This is a genomic window from Yinghuangia sp. ASG 101, assembly GCF_021165735.1.
Taxonomy (GTDB): Bacteria; Actinomycetota; Actinomycetes; order Streptomycetales; family Streptomycetaceae; genus Yinghuangia.
The window spans coordinates 6,829,821-6,846,240 of sequence record NZ_CP088911.1; the positions used below are offsets into that span (position 1 = coordinate 6,829,821).

General features: G+C 73.4%; 14 protein-coding genes. 6 read left to right on the forward strand and 8 right to left on the reverse strand.

Annotation, left to right across the window (positions count from 1 at the left end):
- Window positions 1–162 precede the first annotated feature (162 nt).
- The gene (locus LO772_RS29200) at window positions 163–1,209 is read left to right on the forward strand and encodes an aldose epimerase family protein (RefSeq protein ID WP_231775010.1); all 1,047 of its coding nucleotides are present in this window, start codon (window positions 163–165) and stop codon (window positions 1,207–1,209) included.
- 104 nt (window positions 1,210–1,313) lie between these two features.
- Here the strand turns inward: LO772_RS29200 and LO772_RS29205 are convergent, their stop codons facing one another.
- The 5 genes from LO772_RS29205 to LO772_RS29225 all read right to left on the reverse strand — a co-directional run bounded on the left by LO772_RS29205 (window position 1,314) and on the right by LO772_RS29225 (window position 6,220).
- A complete protein-coding gene (locus LO772_RS29205; RefSeq protein WP_231775011.1) occupies window positions 1,314–2,162 on the reverse strand; it encodes an SMP-30/gluconolactonase/LRE family protein in 849 nt (282 codons plus the stop codon).
- Window positions 2,159–2,923: an IclR family transcriptional regulator gene (locus LO772_RS29210; protein WP_231775012.1), complete on the reverse strand. Its 765-nt coding sequence runs from the start codon at window positions 2,921–2,923 to the stop codon at window positions 2,159–2,161. The genes LO772_RS29205 and LO772_RS29210 overlap by 4 nt, the downstream gene beginning before the upstream one ends.
- Entirely contained in the window at window positions 2,923–3,960 is a 1,038-nt protein-coding gene (locus LO772_RS29215) for a hypothetical protein (RefSeq protein ID WP_231775013.1), read from the reverse strand. Before LO772_RS29215 ends, LO772_RS29210 begins: the two co-directional genes overlap by 1 nt.
- A gap of 65 nt (window positions 3,961–4,025) precedes the next feature.
- Complete coding sequence (locus tag LO772_RS29220) at window positions 4,026–5,066, reverse strand: zinc-dependent alcohol dehydrogenase (protein WP_231775014.1); 1,041 nt, start codon at window positions 5,064–5,066, stop codon at window positions 4,026–4,028.
- Window positions 5,063–6,220 (reverse strand): mandelate racemase/muconate lactonizing enzyme family protein, encoded by a 1,158-nt coding sequence (locus LO772_RS29225; RefSeq protein WP_231775015.1) that lies wholly within the window; start codon window positions 6,218–6,220, stop codon window positions 5,063–5,065. Before LO772_RS29225 ends, LO772_RS29220 begins: the two co-directional genes overlap by 4 nt.
- Before the next feature lie 166 nt (window positions 6,221–6,386).
- Here LO772_RS29225 and LO772_RS29230 point away from each other — a divergent pair, with 166 nt between their 5' ends.
- Both LO772_RS29230 and LO772_RS29235 read left to right on the forward strand, forming a co-directional pair.
- Window positions 6,387–7,916 carry an aldehyde dehydrogenase (NADP(+)) gene (locus tag LO772_RS29230; RefSeq protein WP_231775016.1) on the forward strand — a complete coding sequence of 510 codons (1,530 nt, stop codon included), beginning with the start codon at window positions 6,387–6,389 and terminating at the stop codon, window positions 7,914–7,916.
- A 183-nt stretch (window positions 7,917–8,099) separates the two neighbouring features.
- Window positions 8,100–8,858, forward strand: a complete 759-nt coding sequence (locus tag LO772_RS29235; RefSeq protein WP_231775017.1) for an SDR family NAD(P)-dependent oxidoreductase — start codon at window positions 8,100–8,102, stop codon at window positions 8,856–8,858.
- A gap of 27 nt (window positions 8,859–8,885) precedes the next feature.
- On the opposite strand, the gene LO772_RS29240 is transcribed toward LO772_RS29235, so the two are convergent.
- The gene (locus LO772_RS29240; RefSeq protein ID WP_231775018.1) at window positions 8,886–10,397 is read right to left on the reverse strand and encodes an MFS transporter; all 1,512 of its coding nucleotides are present in this window, start codon (window positions 10,395–10,397) and stop codon (window positions 8,886–8,888) included.
- A gap of 485 nt (window positions 10,398–10,882) precedes the next feature.
- The gene (locus LO772_RS29245) at window positions 10,883–11,953 is read right to left on the reverse strand and encodes a LacI family DNA-binding transcriptional regulator (protein ID WP_231775019.1); all 1,071 of its coding nucleotides are present in this window, start codon (window positions 11,951–11,953) and stop codon (window positions 10,883–10,885) included.
- 224 nt (window positions 11,954–12,177) lie between these two features.
- Between LO772_RS29245 and uidA the strand changes: the two genes are divergently transcribed.
- From uidA to larB, 3 genes are read left to right on the forward strand one after another with little or no spacing between them, the layout of a single operon-like run.
- Window positions 12,178–13,953, forward strand: a complete 1,776-nt coding sequence (gene uidA / locus LO772_RS29250; protein WP_231775020.1) for a beta-glucuronidase — start codon at window positions 12,178–12,180, stop codon at window positions 13,951–13,953.
- 29 nt (window positions 13,954–13,982) lie between these two features.
- Window positions 13,983–14,840, forward strand: a complete 858-nt coding sequence (larE, locus tag LO772_RS29255) for an ATP-dependent sacrificial sulfur transferase LarE (protein ID WP_231775021.1) — start codon at window positions 13,983–13,985, stop codon at window positions 14,838–14,840.
- Window positions 14,833–15,507, forward strand: a complete 675-nt coding sequence (gene larB / locus LO772_RS29260) for a nickel pincer cofactor biosynthesis protein LarB (RefSeq protein WP_231775022.1) — start codon at window positions 14,833–14,835, stop codon at window positions 15,505–15,507. The genes larE and larB overlap by 8 nt, the downstream gene beginning before the upstream one ends.
- A 66-nt stretch (window positions 15,508–15,573) precedes the next feature.
- On the opposite strand, the gene LO772_RS29265 is transcribed toward larB, so the two are convergent.
- Entirely contained in the window at window positions 15,574–16,416 is an 843-nt protein-coding gene (locus LO772_RS29265) for an alpha/beta fold hydrolase (RefSeq protein WP_231775023.1), read from the reverse strand.
- Window positions 16,417–16,420: the final 4 nt, after the last annotated feature.

Sequence of the window (16,420 nt, forward strand, 5' to 3'; positions counted from 1 at the left end):
GGGAGCCGCCCGGGTCGCGCGACCACACGACAGCGCGCCGCATCCGGGAACCACGCCTCCCCGCATGACCGTTCCGGCGGCGACAACCGCGTCCGCCGGAGATCATCCTGAGAGCGGCACGCCCCGACCACCACCACCGCACGCGGAACGAGGACGCGAGTCATGTCGACGACGGTCACCCGCCGCCCCTTCGGTGCCGCACCCGACGGAACCCCGGTGGAGCGTTGGACCATCGAAAGCCCCGGCGGGCCGGGCGCGTCCGAGATCGCCGTGCTGACGTACGGCGGCATCCTGCACGCGTGCCGCGTCCCGGACCGCGACGGCGTGCTCGGCGACGTCGTCCTCGCACTGCCGTCGGTCGACGCGTACGCGGCGGACGAGGCCTACCTCGGCGCGCTCGTCGGCCGCTACGCCAACCGCATCGCCCACGCCCGATTCTCCCTGGACGGAACCGAGTTCCGCCTCCCGGCCAACGAGGGCACCACCACACTGCACGGCGGTCCCGACGGGTTCCACCGCCGCGTCTGGGCCGCGGCCGGCTTCGACGACGCCGACCGCGCGGGCGTGGTGCTGCGACTGCGCAGCCCCGACGGCGACATGGGATTCCCCGGCGACCTGGACGTCGAGGTCACCTACAGCCTCGACCGAAACGGCGTTCTCGGCATCGCGTACCGGGCCACGACCGACCGGCCGACGGTCGTCAACCTCACGCAGCACGCCTACTGGAACCTCGCGGCGGGCGGGCCCGTCGACGGCCACGAACTCGCCGTCGACGCCGACGCGTACCTGCCCGTCGACGCCGCCGCGATCCCGCTCGGCGCGCCCGCGCCCACCGCGGGAACGCCGTTCGCGCTGGGCGGGAAGCTCGTGGACGCGCTGCGTGACACCCACCCCGGCATCGCCGCGGCGCGAGGCGTCGACCACTGCTTCGTGCTGCGCGGCGGGCGCACGACGCGGCCCCGCCCGGTCGCCCGCCTCGCCGACCCGGGGTCGGGCCGGGTCATGGAGACGTGGACGACGGAACCGGGGATCCAGGTCTACACCGCGAACCATCTCGGGCCCCCGCACGGCCCGCACACCGCCGTCTGCCTGGAGACCCAGCACTTCCCCGACGCGCCCAACCGGCCGGAATACCCCTCGACGGTGCTGCGTCCGGGGGAGGTCTTCCGGTCGGCGACCGAGTACCGCTTCGGGACCGCGGCCCGGTGACAACGCCCGTCGTGCCGTGCGCGTGATCTCGAACACCGGTGCGGTGGACGGCACTTCACGGTCTGTCGGGGGACGCCGGGCGAACGGCCGTCCCGCGGGGCCGGCTATCCCGCGAACGCCGGGAGCGGCAGCCCCTGTCCGGCGTCCGCCAGCACCAGCAGCGACCCCGACAGCGGATCCGGATCGGCCAACCCCACCCGCGCGGTGGTGATGTACAGGTCGGTGAGACCGGCGCCGCCGAACCCGCACGCCGTCGGGCGCGGGACCGGGAGCCGGATCTCGCGGTCGAGGCGGCCGTCGGGGGTGTAGCGCCGGACCGCGCCGCCGTCCCACAGCGCGACCCACACCGCGCCGTCGGCGTCCACGGTCAGGCCGTCCGGCGACCCGGCACCGTCCTCCACCGCGACCCACGGACGGCGGTCCCGGGCACGGCCGTCGGCGTACGTGAACACGTCGACGCGCCCGGTGGGGGAGTCGACGTAGTACATGAGCCCGCCGTCGGGGCTCCAACCGGTGCCGTTGCTCACCGCGGCGTCCGGGACGACGACCGACACCGAGCCGTCGGCGCCGATCCGGGTCAACGCGCCGCCGCCGGGCGCCTCGTCGTACCGCATCGTGCCGGCCCACAGCGCGCCGTCCGGTGCCACGGCGGCGTCGTTGCCCCGGCGGCCCGCGACCGGGTCGTGGTGCAGCCACGTGAAGCCACCGGCGGTGTCGTACAGCCCGATGCCGTCGCGGAGGTTGACGACGAGGCCGCCGCCGGCACGCGGCTTGGCCGCGCCCACGTGCTGCTTCGCGGCGAACGCGTGGTCGGTGCCGGACACGGGGTCGTAGGCGTGCACGCGCGCGCCGAGGATGTCGACCCACAGCAGCCGCCGCGCGACCGGATCCCACGTGGGCCCCTCGCCGAGTTCGGCGGCGGCGCGCAGCACTTCGTCGACGGCGTGGCTCATCCGGACCTCCGGTATCCCAGTCGGGCGGACAGCTCCTCGGCCCCCGAGGCGGCCAACCGCCGCAGTTCCTCGCGGCGTTCGTCGTTCCACCGCAGCGTCGGAACCGAGATCGACAGCGCCGCGACGACGTCGCCCGCGTGGTCGCGCACCGGCGCGGCCACGCAGGACACGTCGGCGTTGGACTCGCGGTCCTCCGACGCGGTGCCGCGCTCGCGCGCCGCCGCCAACTCCGCGAACAGGGCGGGCGTTTCGGTGATGCTCCGGGCGGTCATCGCGGGCAGGGGCACGCCTTCGGGGAGGCGTGCCCGCAACGCGTCGTCGGACAGCGAGGCCAGCAGCATCTTGCCCACCGCCGTGCAGTGCGCGGGCAGGCGGCGGCCGGTCGCGGAGACCATGCGCACCGCGTGCGTCGAGTCGACCTTCGCGATGTAGACGACGTCGGTGCCCTCCAGGACCCCGATGTGCACGGTCTCGCCGCACAACTCCGCGACGCCGCGCGCGACGTGCCGGCCCTCGGCGGCCAGGTCGAGGCGTTCGGCGTAGCTGCTGCCGAGCTGGTGAACGCGGACGCCCAGCCGGTAGCCCGAGGGCTCCTGGACGAGGTAGCCCCGCGCGACCAGTGTCACCAGCAACTCGTGCACCGTGGTGCGCGGCAGGCCGAGCCGCCGCACGATCTGCGGTGCGGACAACGGGTCTTCCGCATCCAGGAACAGCTCCAGGATGTCCAACGCCCGGGTCACCGCGGGCGTGAGCCTGGCCACTACGCCCCGCTCTCCGCGGGGACGCCGCGGGCGGCGGGGGCGGCGGGGGCGGAGACCGCCGGGGCGGGCACCGGGAACCGCCGCAGCTCGCCGGGCCGTCGCGCGCCGGGCGGCGACATGCCGTCCGCCGCGCCGTGGCGCTCCAACAGGTCGAGCACCAGCCGCCCGCGCCGGACCCGTTCGCGTGCGGTGGCGCGCACGGTCTCGCCCAGGTGCGCGCCGGACGGGTAGAGCCCCGGGGCCTTCGACAGGCCGAACTTCAGGTACAGCGGGGCGCCGCGCCGGATGAGTTCGGCCGCGTCGTACATCCGCACGTAGCCGCCGAGGTCGTCGGGGGCCTCGACGTAGAGGTCCATCGGCGCGCGGCTGACCCGGCGGATCTCGGTCAGGTGATCCAGCGTCAGGTCCGACGGGATGTTGATCGAGTCGCCGCCGAGGTGTTCGAAGACCGCGTACGACGCGGGGTTGACCGGGCCGATGAGCGCGGACACCTTGAACGTGGTGTCGGCGGGCAGGACACCGGCGACGCGCAGTCGGTGCAGCGTCCACAGCACGCCCTCGTCCGCGACCAGCAGGCATGTCACGCCCAGTTCGGTCGCCCGCACGGCGTCCTCGACACACCCGGCGAGGGCGTCGTGGCCGCGGGCCCGCAGACCCGTGCCGCCGGACGGCGTGCGCGTGCCCGCGCCGATGTCCCACGTGCCGCGCGGGCCGGTGAACAGGCACAGTTCGATGTCGCGCGCGGCGCACATGCCGACCATGTCGGCGATCTCGGCGTCGGTCAGCATCCAGACGCCGCTGCCCTGGCTGACCCGGTGGACCGGGACGCCGAGGCGCGCCGACTCCTCCAGGACCACACTCAGGGCCTCGGGGCCTTCCACGGACGGCACTTCGGTACGCCACAGGCCGCCGTCCGGGAAGGCGTGCGGCGACGCGTCGGCGGGATCGGCGGCGGGGGCGGCGAGTCCGACCGCGGCGAGCGGTCGTTCGCCGGGGCGCCTGCGGCCCGACGACGGGGCGGGGGGCGAGGAGGACATGGGCTCGGCGGCCATCCTTGCGCGTGAGGGTGACGGGGCGTCACCGGCGGTGGAGGGAACGGGAGTCACGGGGACGGCTCCGGGACGGCCCCCGGGAACAGCAGCACCTTGCCCACCTCCGGATCGTCGGCGCCCACCAGTTCGATGGCGCGGGCGAACTCGGTCACCGGGAACCGGTGGGTGACCAGGTGCGACGGGTCGAGCAGCCCGGCCGCGAAGGCGCGTACGGCGTGCGCCCACGCGGCGGGTGTCGCGCCGAAGACGGTGCGCACGTCCAGTCGGCGCACCACGAGGTCCGTCGGGTCGAGCCCCGCGGCGCCGGAGCCCGCGATGCCGGTGAGGACGAGGCGGCCTCCGCGCCGCAGCATCCCGGCGGCGGCTCGCGCGCTGCCGGGCGACCCCGCGGCCTCCACGACGACGTCGAACTCGCCGGGTGCGCTGCCGGGTTCGGTGAACGCGGTGGCGCCGCACCGCCGGGCGCGGTCGGCGTGCGCCGCGTGCCGGCCCACCGCGAGGAGTTCCGCGGGGGAGGAGGCCGCGAGCAGTTGGAGGGAGAGCAGGCCGAGTGTCCCGGTGCCGACGACGGCGACCCGTTCCCCCGGGCGCACGTCGGCGCGCAGGGCCGCCGCGGCGGCGCACGCGGCGGGTTCCAGCAGGGCCGCCGCGGTCGGGTCGGCGTCGTCGGGCAGCACGTGCAGCAGCCGGGCCGGCACGGTGACGGTGTCCGCCATCGCCCCGGGCAGCGTGAAGCCGGTCTCCTCGTAGCCGGCCGTGCACAGGCTGGTCTCACCGGCCCGACACCGGTCGCACACCTGGCAGTTGCGAAAGCCCTCGGCGACGACCCGGCGCCCGGTGAGGGCGTCCGACACCCCTTCGCCGACCGCCTCGACGGTCCCCGACCACTCGTGTCCGGGGACGACCGGGTAGCGGACGTACCCTTCGGGCCGGGTGCCGTGGAACACCTCGCGGTCGCTGCCGCAGATGCCGACCGCGTGGACGCGGACCAGCACGTCGCCGGGTTTCGGCGCGGACGCCGTATAGGCGGTCATCCGCGACTCGCCGGGGCGGTCGATCACGAGGGCCTGGGCCCTGGGGCTGAAGTTCATCGCCGTGCCTCCGGGTCGCGCTTTTCCCATCCGTCCGCCCACAGGTCGAAGTGGGCGCGCTGCTGCGGGAATTCCGCGGCAGCGTCGGCGTCGAAGGTGACGCCGAGGCCGGGGGTGTCGTTGATCTCGAAATAGCCGTCGACGACTTCGGGCGCGCCGGTGACGACGCTTTTGATGCCCGCGTCGGCGAAGTCGTTGAAGTGTTCCAGGATCTTGAAGTTCGGTGTGCTGAATCCGAGGTGCAGCGAGGCGGCGGTCAGCACCGAGCCGCCGACGTTGTGCGGTGCGACGAGCATGTAGTGCGTTTCGGCGGTGGCCGCGAGCTTGCGCGTCTCCAAAATGCCGCCGATGTGGCCCACGTCGGGCTGGAGGATGTCGGCGGCCTGCGAGGCGAACAGCTCGCGGAACTCGACGCGGTCGTGGATGCGTTCGCCGGTCGCCACCGGAATGTCGACCCGGTCGGCGACCTTGGCCAGGGCCCGCAGGTTCTCCGGCGGCACCGGCTCCTCCATCCACGCGGGACGGAACGGCGCCATCTCGCGGGCGAGGCGCACCGCCGTCGCGGGGCTGAACCGGCCGTGCATCTCCAGCATCAACTCGGTCTCCGGGCCGATCGCGTCGCGGACCGCCTCGATGAGCGACACCGCGTACATCGTCTCCGCGTACGGCAGTTCGAGGTGCCCGGCGCCGAACGGGTCGATCTTCAGGGCCCGGTAGCCGCGCGCGACGACCGCGCAAGCGGCCTCGGCGTACGCCTCCGGGGTGCGCTCGGTGGTGTACCAGCCGTTGGCGTACGCCTTGACGCGGTCGGTGACCTTGCCGCCCAGCAACTGCCAGACGGGCACCCCGAGGGCTTTGCCCTTGATGTCCCAGCAGGCCGTCTCGACGCACGCGATGCCGGACATGACGATCTCGCCGGCGCGCCCGTAGTCGCCGTACTTCATGCGGCGCACGAGGTCCTCGATGGCGAACGGATCCGACCCGAGGATGTGGTTGGTCCCGGCCTCGGCGAGATAGCCGCGCAACGCGTCGGTGTGGCCGAGCATGCGGGTCTCGCCGACGCCGGTCAGCCCCTCGTCGGTGTGCACGACCACGTACGTGAGGTTCCGCCAGGGCGTGCCGACGACGTGCGTTTCGACCCGCGTGATGCGCATGGACGGGCCTTTCCCGGCGCGAGGGCCGCTCGACCGAACCGGTGTCCGGTAGGGAGGGTAGGGCACTCCCGGACCGTTTGTTCGAAATCTCGACAGTGGTTCGAAATGCTGACGAGACGCTAGGCTCCCCGGCAACCACCTGTCAACGGAAGAGAAGGGCGTTTCCGTGTCCGGAACCCCCGTATGGAGCGTCGACCCGCGTACCGGAGAACAGCGTGCGCACGTCGCCGCGGAAGCCTCGGCCGCGGACGTCGACGCGGCCGTCCGCGCCGCCCACGCCGCGCGCGGCGCCCTCGCGGACCGCCCCACCCGCGCCGCGTTCCTGCGTTCCGCGGCCGACGAACTCGACGCCGCACGCGAGGGCATCGTGGCCGCCGCCGATGCCGAGACCGCGCTGGGGGCCGCCCGTCTGAACGGCGAACTGGCCCGCACCCGCACCCAGTTGCGCGCCTTCGCGGACGTCGTCGACGCCGGCGGATTCCTCGACGTCATCATCGACCACCCCGACGACGCGATCGTGCCGCCGGTGCCCGACCTGCGCCGCTACAAGGTCCCGCTGGGCGTGGTCGCGGTCTACGCCGCGTCCAACTTCCCCCTCGCGTTCTCCGTCCCCGGCGGCGACACCGCCAGCGCGCTCGCGGCCGGCTGCCCGGTCGTCGTCAAGGCGCACCCCGACCACCCCGAGACGTCCGAAACGGTGCTGGCCGCGCTGCGCAAGGCCGCGGGCGCACACGGCCTGCCCGACGCCGTCGTCGGGCTGGTGCACGGCTTCGACGCCGGGCTCGCGCTGATCCGCCACCCGCTGGTCGCCGCCGCGGGCTTCACCGGCTCGGTACGCGGCGGGCGCGCGCTGTTCGACGCCGCCGCCGCGCGTCCGAACCCCATTCCCTTCCACGGCGAACTCGGTTCTCTCAACCCCGTCGTCGTCACCGCCGCCGCCGCGGCCGACCGCGCCGACGAGATCGGCGCCGGCCTCGCCGCGTCGATGACGCTCGGCGTGGGCCAGTTCTGCGTCAAGCCGGGCCTGGTGCTCGTGCCCGGCGGCGGCGACGGCGACCGCCTCGTCGACGCGCTCGTGCGTGCCGTGGCCGCGACGGCCCCCGGTGTCCTGCTCGACCACCGCATGCGCGACAACTTCCTCGCGGGGACCGCCGCGCGCCTCGCCCTGCCCGGGGTCGACGCGCCCGTCCCGGCGGGTGCCGACGGCGACCACGGCGTCCGCGCGGGTGTCCTGACCGTGCCCGCCGACCTGCTCGCCGCGGCCGACACCCACGACGCCCTGCTGGAGGAGTGCTTCGGCCCGGTCACGGTCGTCGCGCGCTACGCCGACGACGCGCAGGCGCACGCCGTACTCGACCGCCTGCCGGGCAACCTGACCGCCACCCTGCACGTCTCTCCGCGCGAATCCGAGGGTGCCGGGGACGTCCGCGAACTCCTCGCCAGGCTCACCGAGTTGGCCGGGCGCGTGGTCGTCGACGGATGGCCGACCGGGGTGGCGGTGGCACCCGCGCAGCACCACGGCGGGCCGTACCCGTCGACGACCTCCACCTCGACCTCGGTCGGCACGACCGCGATCGAACGCTGGCTGCGGCCGGTCGCGTACCAGAGCACGCCGGAGGCCCTGCTGCCGCCCGAGCTTCGCGACGCGAACCCGCTGGGGCTGCCCCGGCGCGTCGACGGGCGCCGGGAGGGCTGACCGCCGGGGATCCGGAAAAGCCGCGTCCACCACGGGACTCCCGGGTCCCGGCGGGGTGCTTCCGGCAAGCCCCCGTCTTGTGTGCCGACCGGCGCCAGATTAATGTTCTACATGACCAGAATATTATTCTTGCGGTTGGTCGGGCCGGGCACAGCGTTCGGGAAGGCCGGCGGGAGGAGCACTGTGGGCTTCGCGGACGAACTCTTCGACTTGACCGGCAAGGTCGTCCTTGTCACCGGCGGCAGCAAGGGCCTCGGCCGCGAGATGGCGTTCGGCGCCGCGCGCTGCGGCGCGGACATCGTCATCGCCAGCCGCAACCACGACGCCTGCGCCGAGGTGGCCCGGGAGATCGAGGCGGAGACCGGGCGGAAGGCGATGCCGTACAGCGTGCACATCGGCCGCTGGGACCAGCTCCCCGGCCTGGTCGACGCGGTGTACGAGCGCTTCGGCCGACTGGACGTGCTGATCAACAACGCCGGGATGTCGCCGCTGTACGACTCGCTCGAATCGGTGTCCGAGAAGCTGTTCGACTCCGTCATGAACCTCAACATGAAGGGCCCCTTCCGGCTCTCCGTGCTGGTCGGCGAGCGGATGGCGGCGGCGGGCGGCGGGTCGATCGTCAACGTGAGTTCGACCGGGTCGATCCGCCCGAACGCCGGGATCCTGCCGTACGCGATGGCCAAGTCCGCCCTCAACACCATGACCGAGGGGCTGGCCAAGGCGTACGGCCCGACCGTCCGCGTCAACACCCTCATGTCCGGGCCGTTCGACACCAGCGCCCACGACTGGGAGCCCGAGTCGCTCGCCGAGGGCGTCCGCCCGCACGCGCTCCAGCGCATCGGCACACCGTCCGAGATCATCGGCTCGGTGCTCTACCTGATCTCGGACGCGTCCAGCTACACCACGATGGCGACGCTGCGCGTGGACGGCGGCATTCCGTAGACCCGGCCGGCCCCGACGGCCGCGCGTTCACGATTCCGCGGGCAGGCGGTCCTCCTCCGGTTCCGCCTGCCCGGCGTCGACCTCGTCCAGGCCCGTGCGCCTCGGAATCAGCAACGCGGCCCCCGCGGCGAGCAGCGCGACGCCGCTGATCACCCAGAACGCGTTCGTGAACCCGGCGTCCCGGTAGAACAGCACGTCGTGGTGCACCGCACCGTCGCGGGCCATCACCACGAACGTGACCTGGAGGACCACCGCCTGCACGATGCCCTGCATCATCGACTGCGCGCCGTTGCCGAGCGCCTGCTCCTGGGGTGACACCGCCTCGATGACCAGGATCGGCACGACCGCGACGATCATCCCCAGGCCCAGCGCGCCCACGATGCCCACGAGCATCAGGTGCGTCGCGGAGTGGTGGAACTGCGCGGTCAGCGCGAACGCGATCGCGAACAGCAGCGAACCGCACGACAGCAACCGGCGCGCGTCGATGCGCCGGGCGAGCGCGCCCGTCGTCACCGCCACCACCAGCACGAGAACGCTGCTCGGCACGTTGATCACGGCGTTCTTCGTCGCCGAGAAGCCCAGCCCGTCGGAGAAGCCCGGAACCCCGGGCATGAGGGCCAGCAGGTAGAGGACCGTGCCGACGGTGTACGCGGTGCCGGCGGCCAGCGACGTCGCCAGCAGGGTCGTCCAGACCGGTCGCCGCGACAGCAGCGACAGCGGGAACATCGGATGCGCCACGCGGCCTTCGACGACCACGAACGCGACGAGCGCGAGCAGGCCGCCGCCGACGAACGCGAACGTGCGCCCGCTGGTCCAGCCCCAGTCGGAGCCCTCGCCGAGCCCGTATACCGCCGCGGTGAGTCCGCCGCCGAGCAGCAGCCCGCCGGCCCAGTCGACCGGGGTGCGTTCTTCGCGTACGGGGCTCTCCGGCACGAAGAGCGTCATCGCCACCAGGCTGAACGCGGTCGCCACGACCATGAACCACAGCGCGCCCCGGAACCCGAAGTCGTCGATCAGCCACGCGGACAGGAACGGCCCGCCCACGGCGACCAGCCCGACGCTGCCGCCCAGCAGCCCGCTCGCCGGGCCGACCAGGTGGCGGGGGAAGACGTCGCGCGTGAGGGCGTACGCGAGCGCGCCCGCCGGGATGAAGACGCCGGCGACGGCACGGCCGAGGATCAGCGTGCCGTAGCCGGTGGCCGTCGCCGCGATGACGTCGCCGACCAAGCCGATGCCGGTGATCACCACCATGACCCGCTTCTTGCCGTACACCCCCGCCGCCTTGACGACGAACGGCGTCACGAACGTCCCGACCAGGGCGGACGACAGGGTGAACCACGCGATGTCGGTGGTACGGAAGTGGATCGCGATATCCGACTGCGCGTTCCCGGCCAGCAGCCCGATCACGGCCATGAGGTGCGCGGCCCAGACCAACGCCACCAACACGAGCGCGTAGCGCGCGCCGAAGCCGGGTTCCTTGGGGGCGGTGCCGCGTGCGGGGTCGGGCTTGGGACGCGGGGGAGCGGTGGTGACTGTCATGGGAAGTCCTGGGCGATACGAGGCCGGTGCGAAACGCGGCACGTGCGTCCGCGAGCGGGGGCGCGGGGGACGACGGCGCAAGGTGCACGTGATCCAGGACACTAATGGGTGAAATTGTGGGAAACCAGGTTTGCTGACGAAAGATCACAAAATGTTGTGATTAGTACGTTTGGGATCGCCGAATTCCGGCACCCCGCGCTGACGCGCTGACGCGCTGACGCGCTGACGCGCTGACGCGCTGGGCCGGCGGGCTACCTCGCCGCTGGGGCATCGAGTCGATGAGATGAGTTGCCGGGTGTCCGAGCCGCCGGGTGCTGTCGGCGTGGGGTGCGGCTTGGTTTGTTCGCGGGCTCGGATCCGGCGCGGTCTGCGGGCGTCGTGGCGACGTTGCGGGCATGTGTGGGCCAGATGGCGGCGACTCCGTCCGGCGCCTCGCGTCGTCCGTTGCGGGCCCACGCGTGGAGGTGTTGATCCCGTCCGCGCGCTCAGTGCCCCGGGATCCGCGTGCGAGTCGTGCTCGGCTGGGCGCGGCGAGCCCGGGAGGTGGAGCCGCGCGTGACCAGCTTGACCGGGAGGGTCATCGGCCGGCCCGCCCTCGGTGCCGGAGTGCCGCGCGACGACAGGACCGCCTCGACGGCGTTGTGCCCCTGCGCGCGCAGCGGCGCGGCGATCGTGGTCAGCGTCGGGGTGACAATCTGCGTCGCGAAAATGTTGTCGAAGCCGACGACGCTGACGTCCTCCGGCACGCGCACGCCCTCCGCCTGCAACGCCAGCATCAGGCCGATCGCCACCTGGTCGTTGTAGGCCACGACCGCCGTCGGCAGCTCGTCCGGCAACGTCCTGGCCGCCTCCCGGCCCCCCGCGACCGTCGGCGCGAACGGCCCGACGCGGTGCACCCGCTGGCCGAGCGCCGTCGCCGCGTCCCGCAGGCTGCGCCAGCGCATCCCGTCGACCCACGACGCCTCCGGGCCCGCGACATACGTGAGGTCGCGGTGGCCGAGCCGCGCCAGGTGCTCGGCGGCCAGCCGCATGCCGTACGGATTGTCCAGCACGATGCTGGGCACGTCCGCGACATCCCGGTTCAGGACCACCAGCGGCCGTTGCTTCGCGGCCATGCGGATCGCCGAGTCCGACAGCCGCGTCCCGGCGAGAACCACGCCCTCCACGGCCGGCAACGTGCGTTCCAGGCTACCGCGTTCGACCCGGTCCGACTCCTGCGTGTCGATGAGCAGGACGACGTAGCCCGCCTCGGCCGCCGCGCTCTCGGCGCCGCGGATGATCTCGGCGTAGAACGGGTTCGCCACGTCCGAGACGACGAGTGCGAGCATCGATGTGCGGCCGGTCGGCAGCCCGGACGCGAGAGGATTCACCCGGTACCCCAGCTCGGCCGCGACCTGCCGGATGCGCTCCGCGGTCACCGCGTTGACCCGGCCCGGCCGCGCGAACGCCCGCGAGACGGTCGACGCGGCGACGCCCGCCGCCTTCGCGACGTCGTAGATGGTCGGAGCCTTGGCGCGGCCCTCCGCGTCGGGGGGTGTCCGGTCCTGCTCAGTCACCTGTGCTCACTTTCCGTCAAGCGGAGGGCTGCTGGTTCACGCCGCGTCTCGCGCGGGATGCCGCCTCGGCGCCCTCGGAACGCCGCCGCGGCGTCGCGCGACGCTGCCTCACCTTCTCGGGACGCTGCCTCCTTCCCGGGAGCAACTGGCGGCAACCGCTTGCCAAGCTACTGGACCCGAGGCCTAAATGGGCCCGAAATCCGAGGACAAAAAAGGAGCTGCGCATGCTTCGGCCCCAAGACAGCGCGACCCGCGAGCGGAAGTCCCTGAACGGCCTGTGGGCGTTCCGGCTGGATTCCGCGGGCGCGGGCCGTACGGAGGGCTGGTGGCGCTCCCGTCTGGGCGAGGCCCGTGAGATGCCGGTTCCCGCGAGTTACAACGACATCGTGCCCGACCTCGCCGTACGCGATCATGTCGGCGACGCGTGGTATCAGACAAGTGTTCGGGTGCCACGCCACTGGGCCGACGAGCGGATCGTGCTGCGGTTCGACGCCGCCACGCACCGCGCGGTGGTGTGGGCCGACGACGTGCGCGTGGCCGAACACGAGGGCGGCTACACGCCGTTCGAGGCCGACATCACCGACCATGTCGAGCCGGGCCGCGAGGCGCGGGTGACCGTCGTCGTCAACAACGAGCTGACGTGGGGGTCCATCCCGCCCGGCCAACTCGGCGAAGGCCCCGGCGGACGCACGCAGAACTACTTCCACGACTTCTTCAACTACGCGGGGCTGCACCGCTCCGTCTGGCTGTACGCGACACCGAAGACCCACATCACCGGCATCGGCGTCGAGACGGGCCTGGACGGCGGCACCGGAACCGTGCGGTACACCGTCGACCAGTCGGGAGCCTCGGCCGTCGCGGTGACGCTGCGGGACGCCGCGGGGACGGAGGTCGCGGCGGCGCGGGGCGGCTCGGGGGTCCTCACCGTCCCCGACGTGCACCCGTGGGCGCCCGGCGACGGCTACCTCTACGCGCTGGAGGCGACCCTGCGCGACGCGGACGGCGGGCTGGTCGACAGCTACGAACTCGCCGTCGGCGTCCGAACGGTCGAGGTGCGCGGGACCGAATTCCTCATCAACGGCGAGCCGTTCTACTTCCGCGGGTTCGGCAAGCACGAGGACGCCCCGATCCGGGGCAAGGGCCACGACGACGCCCTGATGGTCCACGACTTCGAACTCCTGGAGTGGATCGGCGCGAACTCCTTCCGCACCTCCCATTACCCGTACGCGGAGGAGGTGCTGGACTACGCCGACCGGCACGGCATCGTCGTCGTCGGCGAAACCGCCGCCGTCGGCATCAACGCCCGCATGACCATGTTCGGACGAGGCGACGCGCCGTCGACCTACAGCGAGAGGACGGCGGGCACCGAGACCCGGAACAACCACCTCCAGGCGGTGCGCGAACTCGTCGTCCGCGACCGCAACCACCCCAGCGTCGTGCTGTGGTGCATCGCCAACGAGCCGGACGGCGGAGTCCCGGAGGCCCGCGACTACTTCGCCCCGCTCTTCGCCGAGGCCCGCAGGCTCGACCCCACCCGCCCGGTCGGATTCGTCAACATCATGATGGACGGCCCGGACACGTGCGTGCTGTCCGAACTCGCCGACGTCCTCATGCTCAACCGCTACTACGGCTGGTACGCCCAGACCGGCGACCTGGCCGCCGCCGAGCCCGCCCTCGAAGCCGAACTCCGGGCGTGGGCCGACGGGCACGGCAAGCCGATCATCGTCACCGAGTACGGCGCCGACACCCTCGCGGGCCTGCACGCGGTCGTCGACACCCCGTGGTCCGAGGAATATCAGGTGGACCTGCTCGACATGTACCACCGTGTCTTCGACCGCATCGACGCGGTGGTCGGCGAACACATCTGGAACTTCGCCGACTTCGCCACCCGGCCCGCCATCATCCGGGTCGACGGCAACAAGAAGGGCGTCTTCACGCGCGACCGGCGGCCCAAGAGCGCCGCCTTCTCCGTGCGGCGCCGGTGGCGTCAGGAGCGCTGATCAACGCCGTGGCGGAAGGGCACCGGACCATGCACACCGAATTCACCGACCCACAGGCCGAGTCGGCCGCCCGCGTGGCCGGTGCCGTCCTGCGCGCCGCCGTCGGCCCAGGCCGCCTGGGCGTGGCCTTCTCCGGGGGCGTCGACTCGTCGGTCGTGTTGGCCCTCGCGGTACGGGAGTTGGGCGCCGAACGGGTCGTCGCCCTCCTCGGCGTCTCGCCCAGCCTCGCCGCCGAGGAGCGCACGGCCGCCCACGGCGTCGCCGCGTACGTCGGGGTCCGTGTCGTCGAAGTCACGACCCGCGAAGGGGACATGCCCGCCTACCGCGCCAACGGCCCGGACCGCTGCTACCACTGCAAGAACGAACTCTTCGCCAGGATCGGCGCCGACGTCGCCGCCGCCCACGGGATCACCGCCGTGGCGTACGGCGAGAACGCCGACGACATACGGCGCCCGGACCGGCCCGGCAGCCGCGCCGCGGCCGAACACGCCGTGCTGCGCCCGCTCGCCGACGCCGGTCTCGACAAGCCCGCCGTACGCCGCATCGCCGCCGCCCTCGGCCTCCCCAGCGCCGACAAACCGGCCGCGCCCTGTCTGGCGTCCCGCATCCCGCACTTCGACGAGGTCACACCCGAGAAGCTGGCCCGGATCGAACGCGCCGAACAGGCCCTGCACCGCATGGGGTTCCCCGAATGCCGCGTGCGCCTCCACGGCGACGTCGCGAGAATCGAGATCCCCGTCGAGCAAATCCCGCTGCTGTCGGGGACGTTGGGAGAAACCGTGCTGACCGCCGTCCGTGCCGCCGGCTTTCGCTCGGTCACCGTGGACCCGGCCGGAATCCGATCCGGCGCGTTCACCCTCCCGCTCGTGGGCGTGCGCCATGGCTGAACCCTGGTCTCCGCCACCGTCGTTCGCACAGCTCGACCACGACCGCACCGCCCGCCGCGGCTACCCCGAAGCGGTCTACTGCGCCGGCAAGACCCCCGACCAGCTCCGCGCGATCGCCGCCGAAATCCGCGATCACCCCGACCATGTCACGCTGTTCACCCGCGCCACGGCCGAGCACGCCCGCGCCGTGCTCGGCGAACTCCCCGACGCCCACCACGCCCCCGACGCCGGCCTGCTCGCGTGGCCGCCCGAACCCCCGGCGCCCACCGGCGGGTTGGTCGTCGTCCTCGCGGCCGGGACGTCCGACCTCGCGGTCGCCCGCGAGGCCGAACTGACGGCCCGTCATCTCGGTCGCCCCTGCGAACTGGCCGTGGACGTGGGCGTGGCCGGCCTGCACCGCGTCCTCGACCGCCTGCCCCTGCTCCGCTCCGCCCGGGCCGTCGTCGTCGCGGCGGGTATGGACGGCGCCCTCGCGAGCGTCGTCGCGGGCCTCGTCACCGCCCCCGTCGTCGCGGTCCCCACCTCGGTCGGCTACGGCGCGGCCTTCGGCGGCCTGGCCCCGCTCCTGTCGATGCTCAACGCCTGCGCCCCGGGCGTGGCCGTCGTCAACATCGACAACGGCTACGGCGCGGGCCACATGGCGGCCCAAATAGCCGCACCGCACTGAGCCGCGCGAGAGCGCGGCGCCGGACCGGGGACCCCGGGACCCCCGCCCGTCCGGACGGCGCCGTCGCTACCCGAGCGCGAGCATCGCCGCGGCCACCTCGTCGACCGACGCGTCGGGGATCGCGGTGGAGGCGTCGTCGAGAACGAGCAGCCGCGTGCCCGGGATCTCGCGCGCGATCGCCTCCCCGTTGCCGACGGGGAAGAACGGGTCGCGGCGGCCGTGGACCACGAGCGTGGGGACGGCGATCTCCGGCAGGCGCTCGCGCCAGCGCGGCGTGCAGTCGAGCCGGGAGAACACCATGCCCATCTGGTTGGCCGTCTGGACCGCGGGTGCGGTGCCGGGCGTGCGGTCCCAGACGCGCGCGGCGATCGCACGCGCGGCGACGGGGTCGTTGCCGAGGATCTCCGCACCGGCGGCGGCGAAGTCCGCCACTGCGTCGCGGTCGCCCCAATCGGGCATCGAGCGGGCGAACAGCCGCCCCATCGTGGCCCCGTCGTGGTCGGGGAGGTCGTCGTCGGGCGGGCCGGGCGCCACCGCGCGGGTGCCGGCCAGGGTGAGCGCCGAGAACGCCCCCGGATGGTCGAGCACGGCCACCTGCGCGACCATCCCGCCGACGCCGATCCCGGCGAGGTGCGCGGGCCCCCCGCCGAGCGCGTCCACCAGCGCCGCCGCGTCGGCGGCGAGGTCGCGCAGGGTGTAGGCGGGCGCCTCCGGGTCCGCCGTCGTCGACTCCCCGCTGTCGCGCAGGTCGTAGCGCACCACACGGCGTCCGCCGGCGGCGAGGCGCACGCACAGCGCGTCGGGCCAGGAGAGCATGGTCGTCCCGCCCGCGAGCAGGACGAGCGGCGCGTCGTCGGCACCGAACGACTCGATGCCCAGCGCGATTTCCCTCGCGTTGACGGTGGTCATCGGA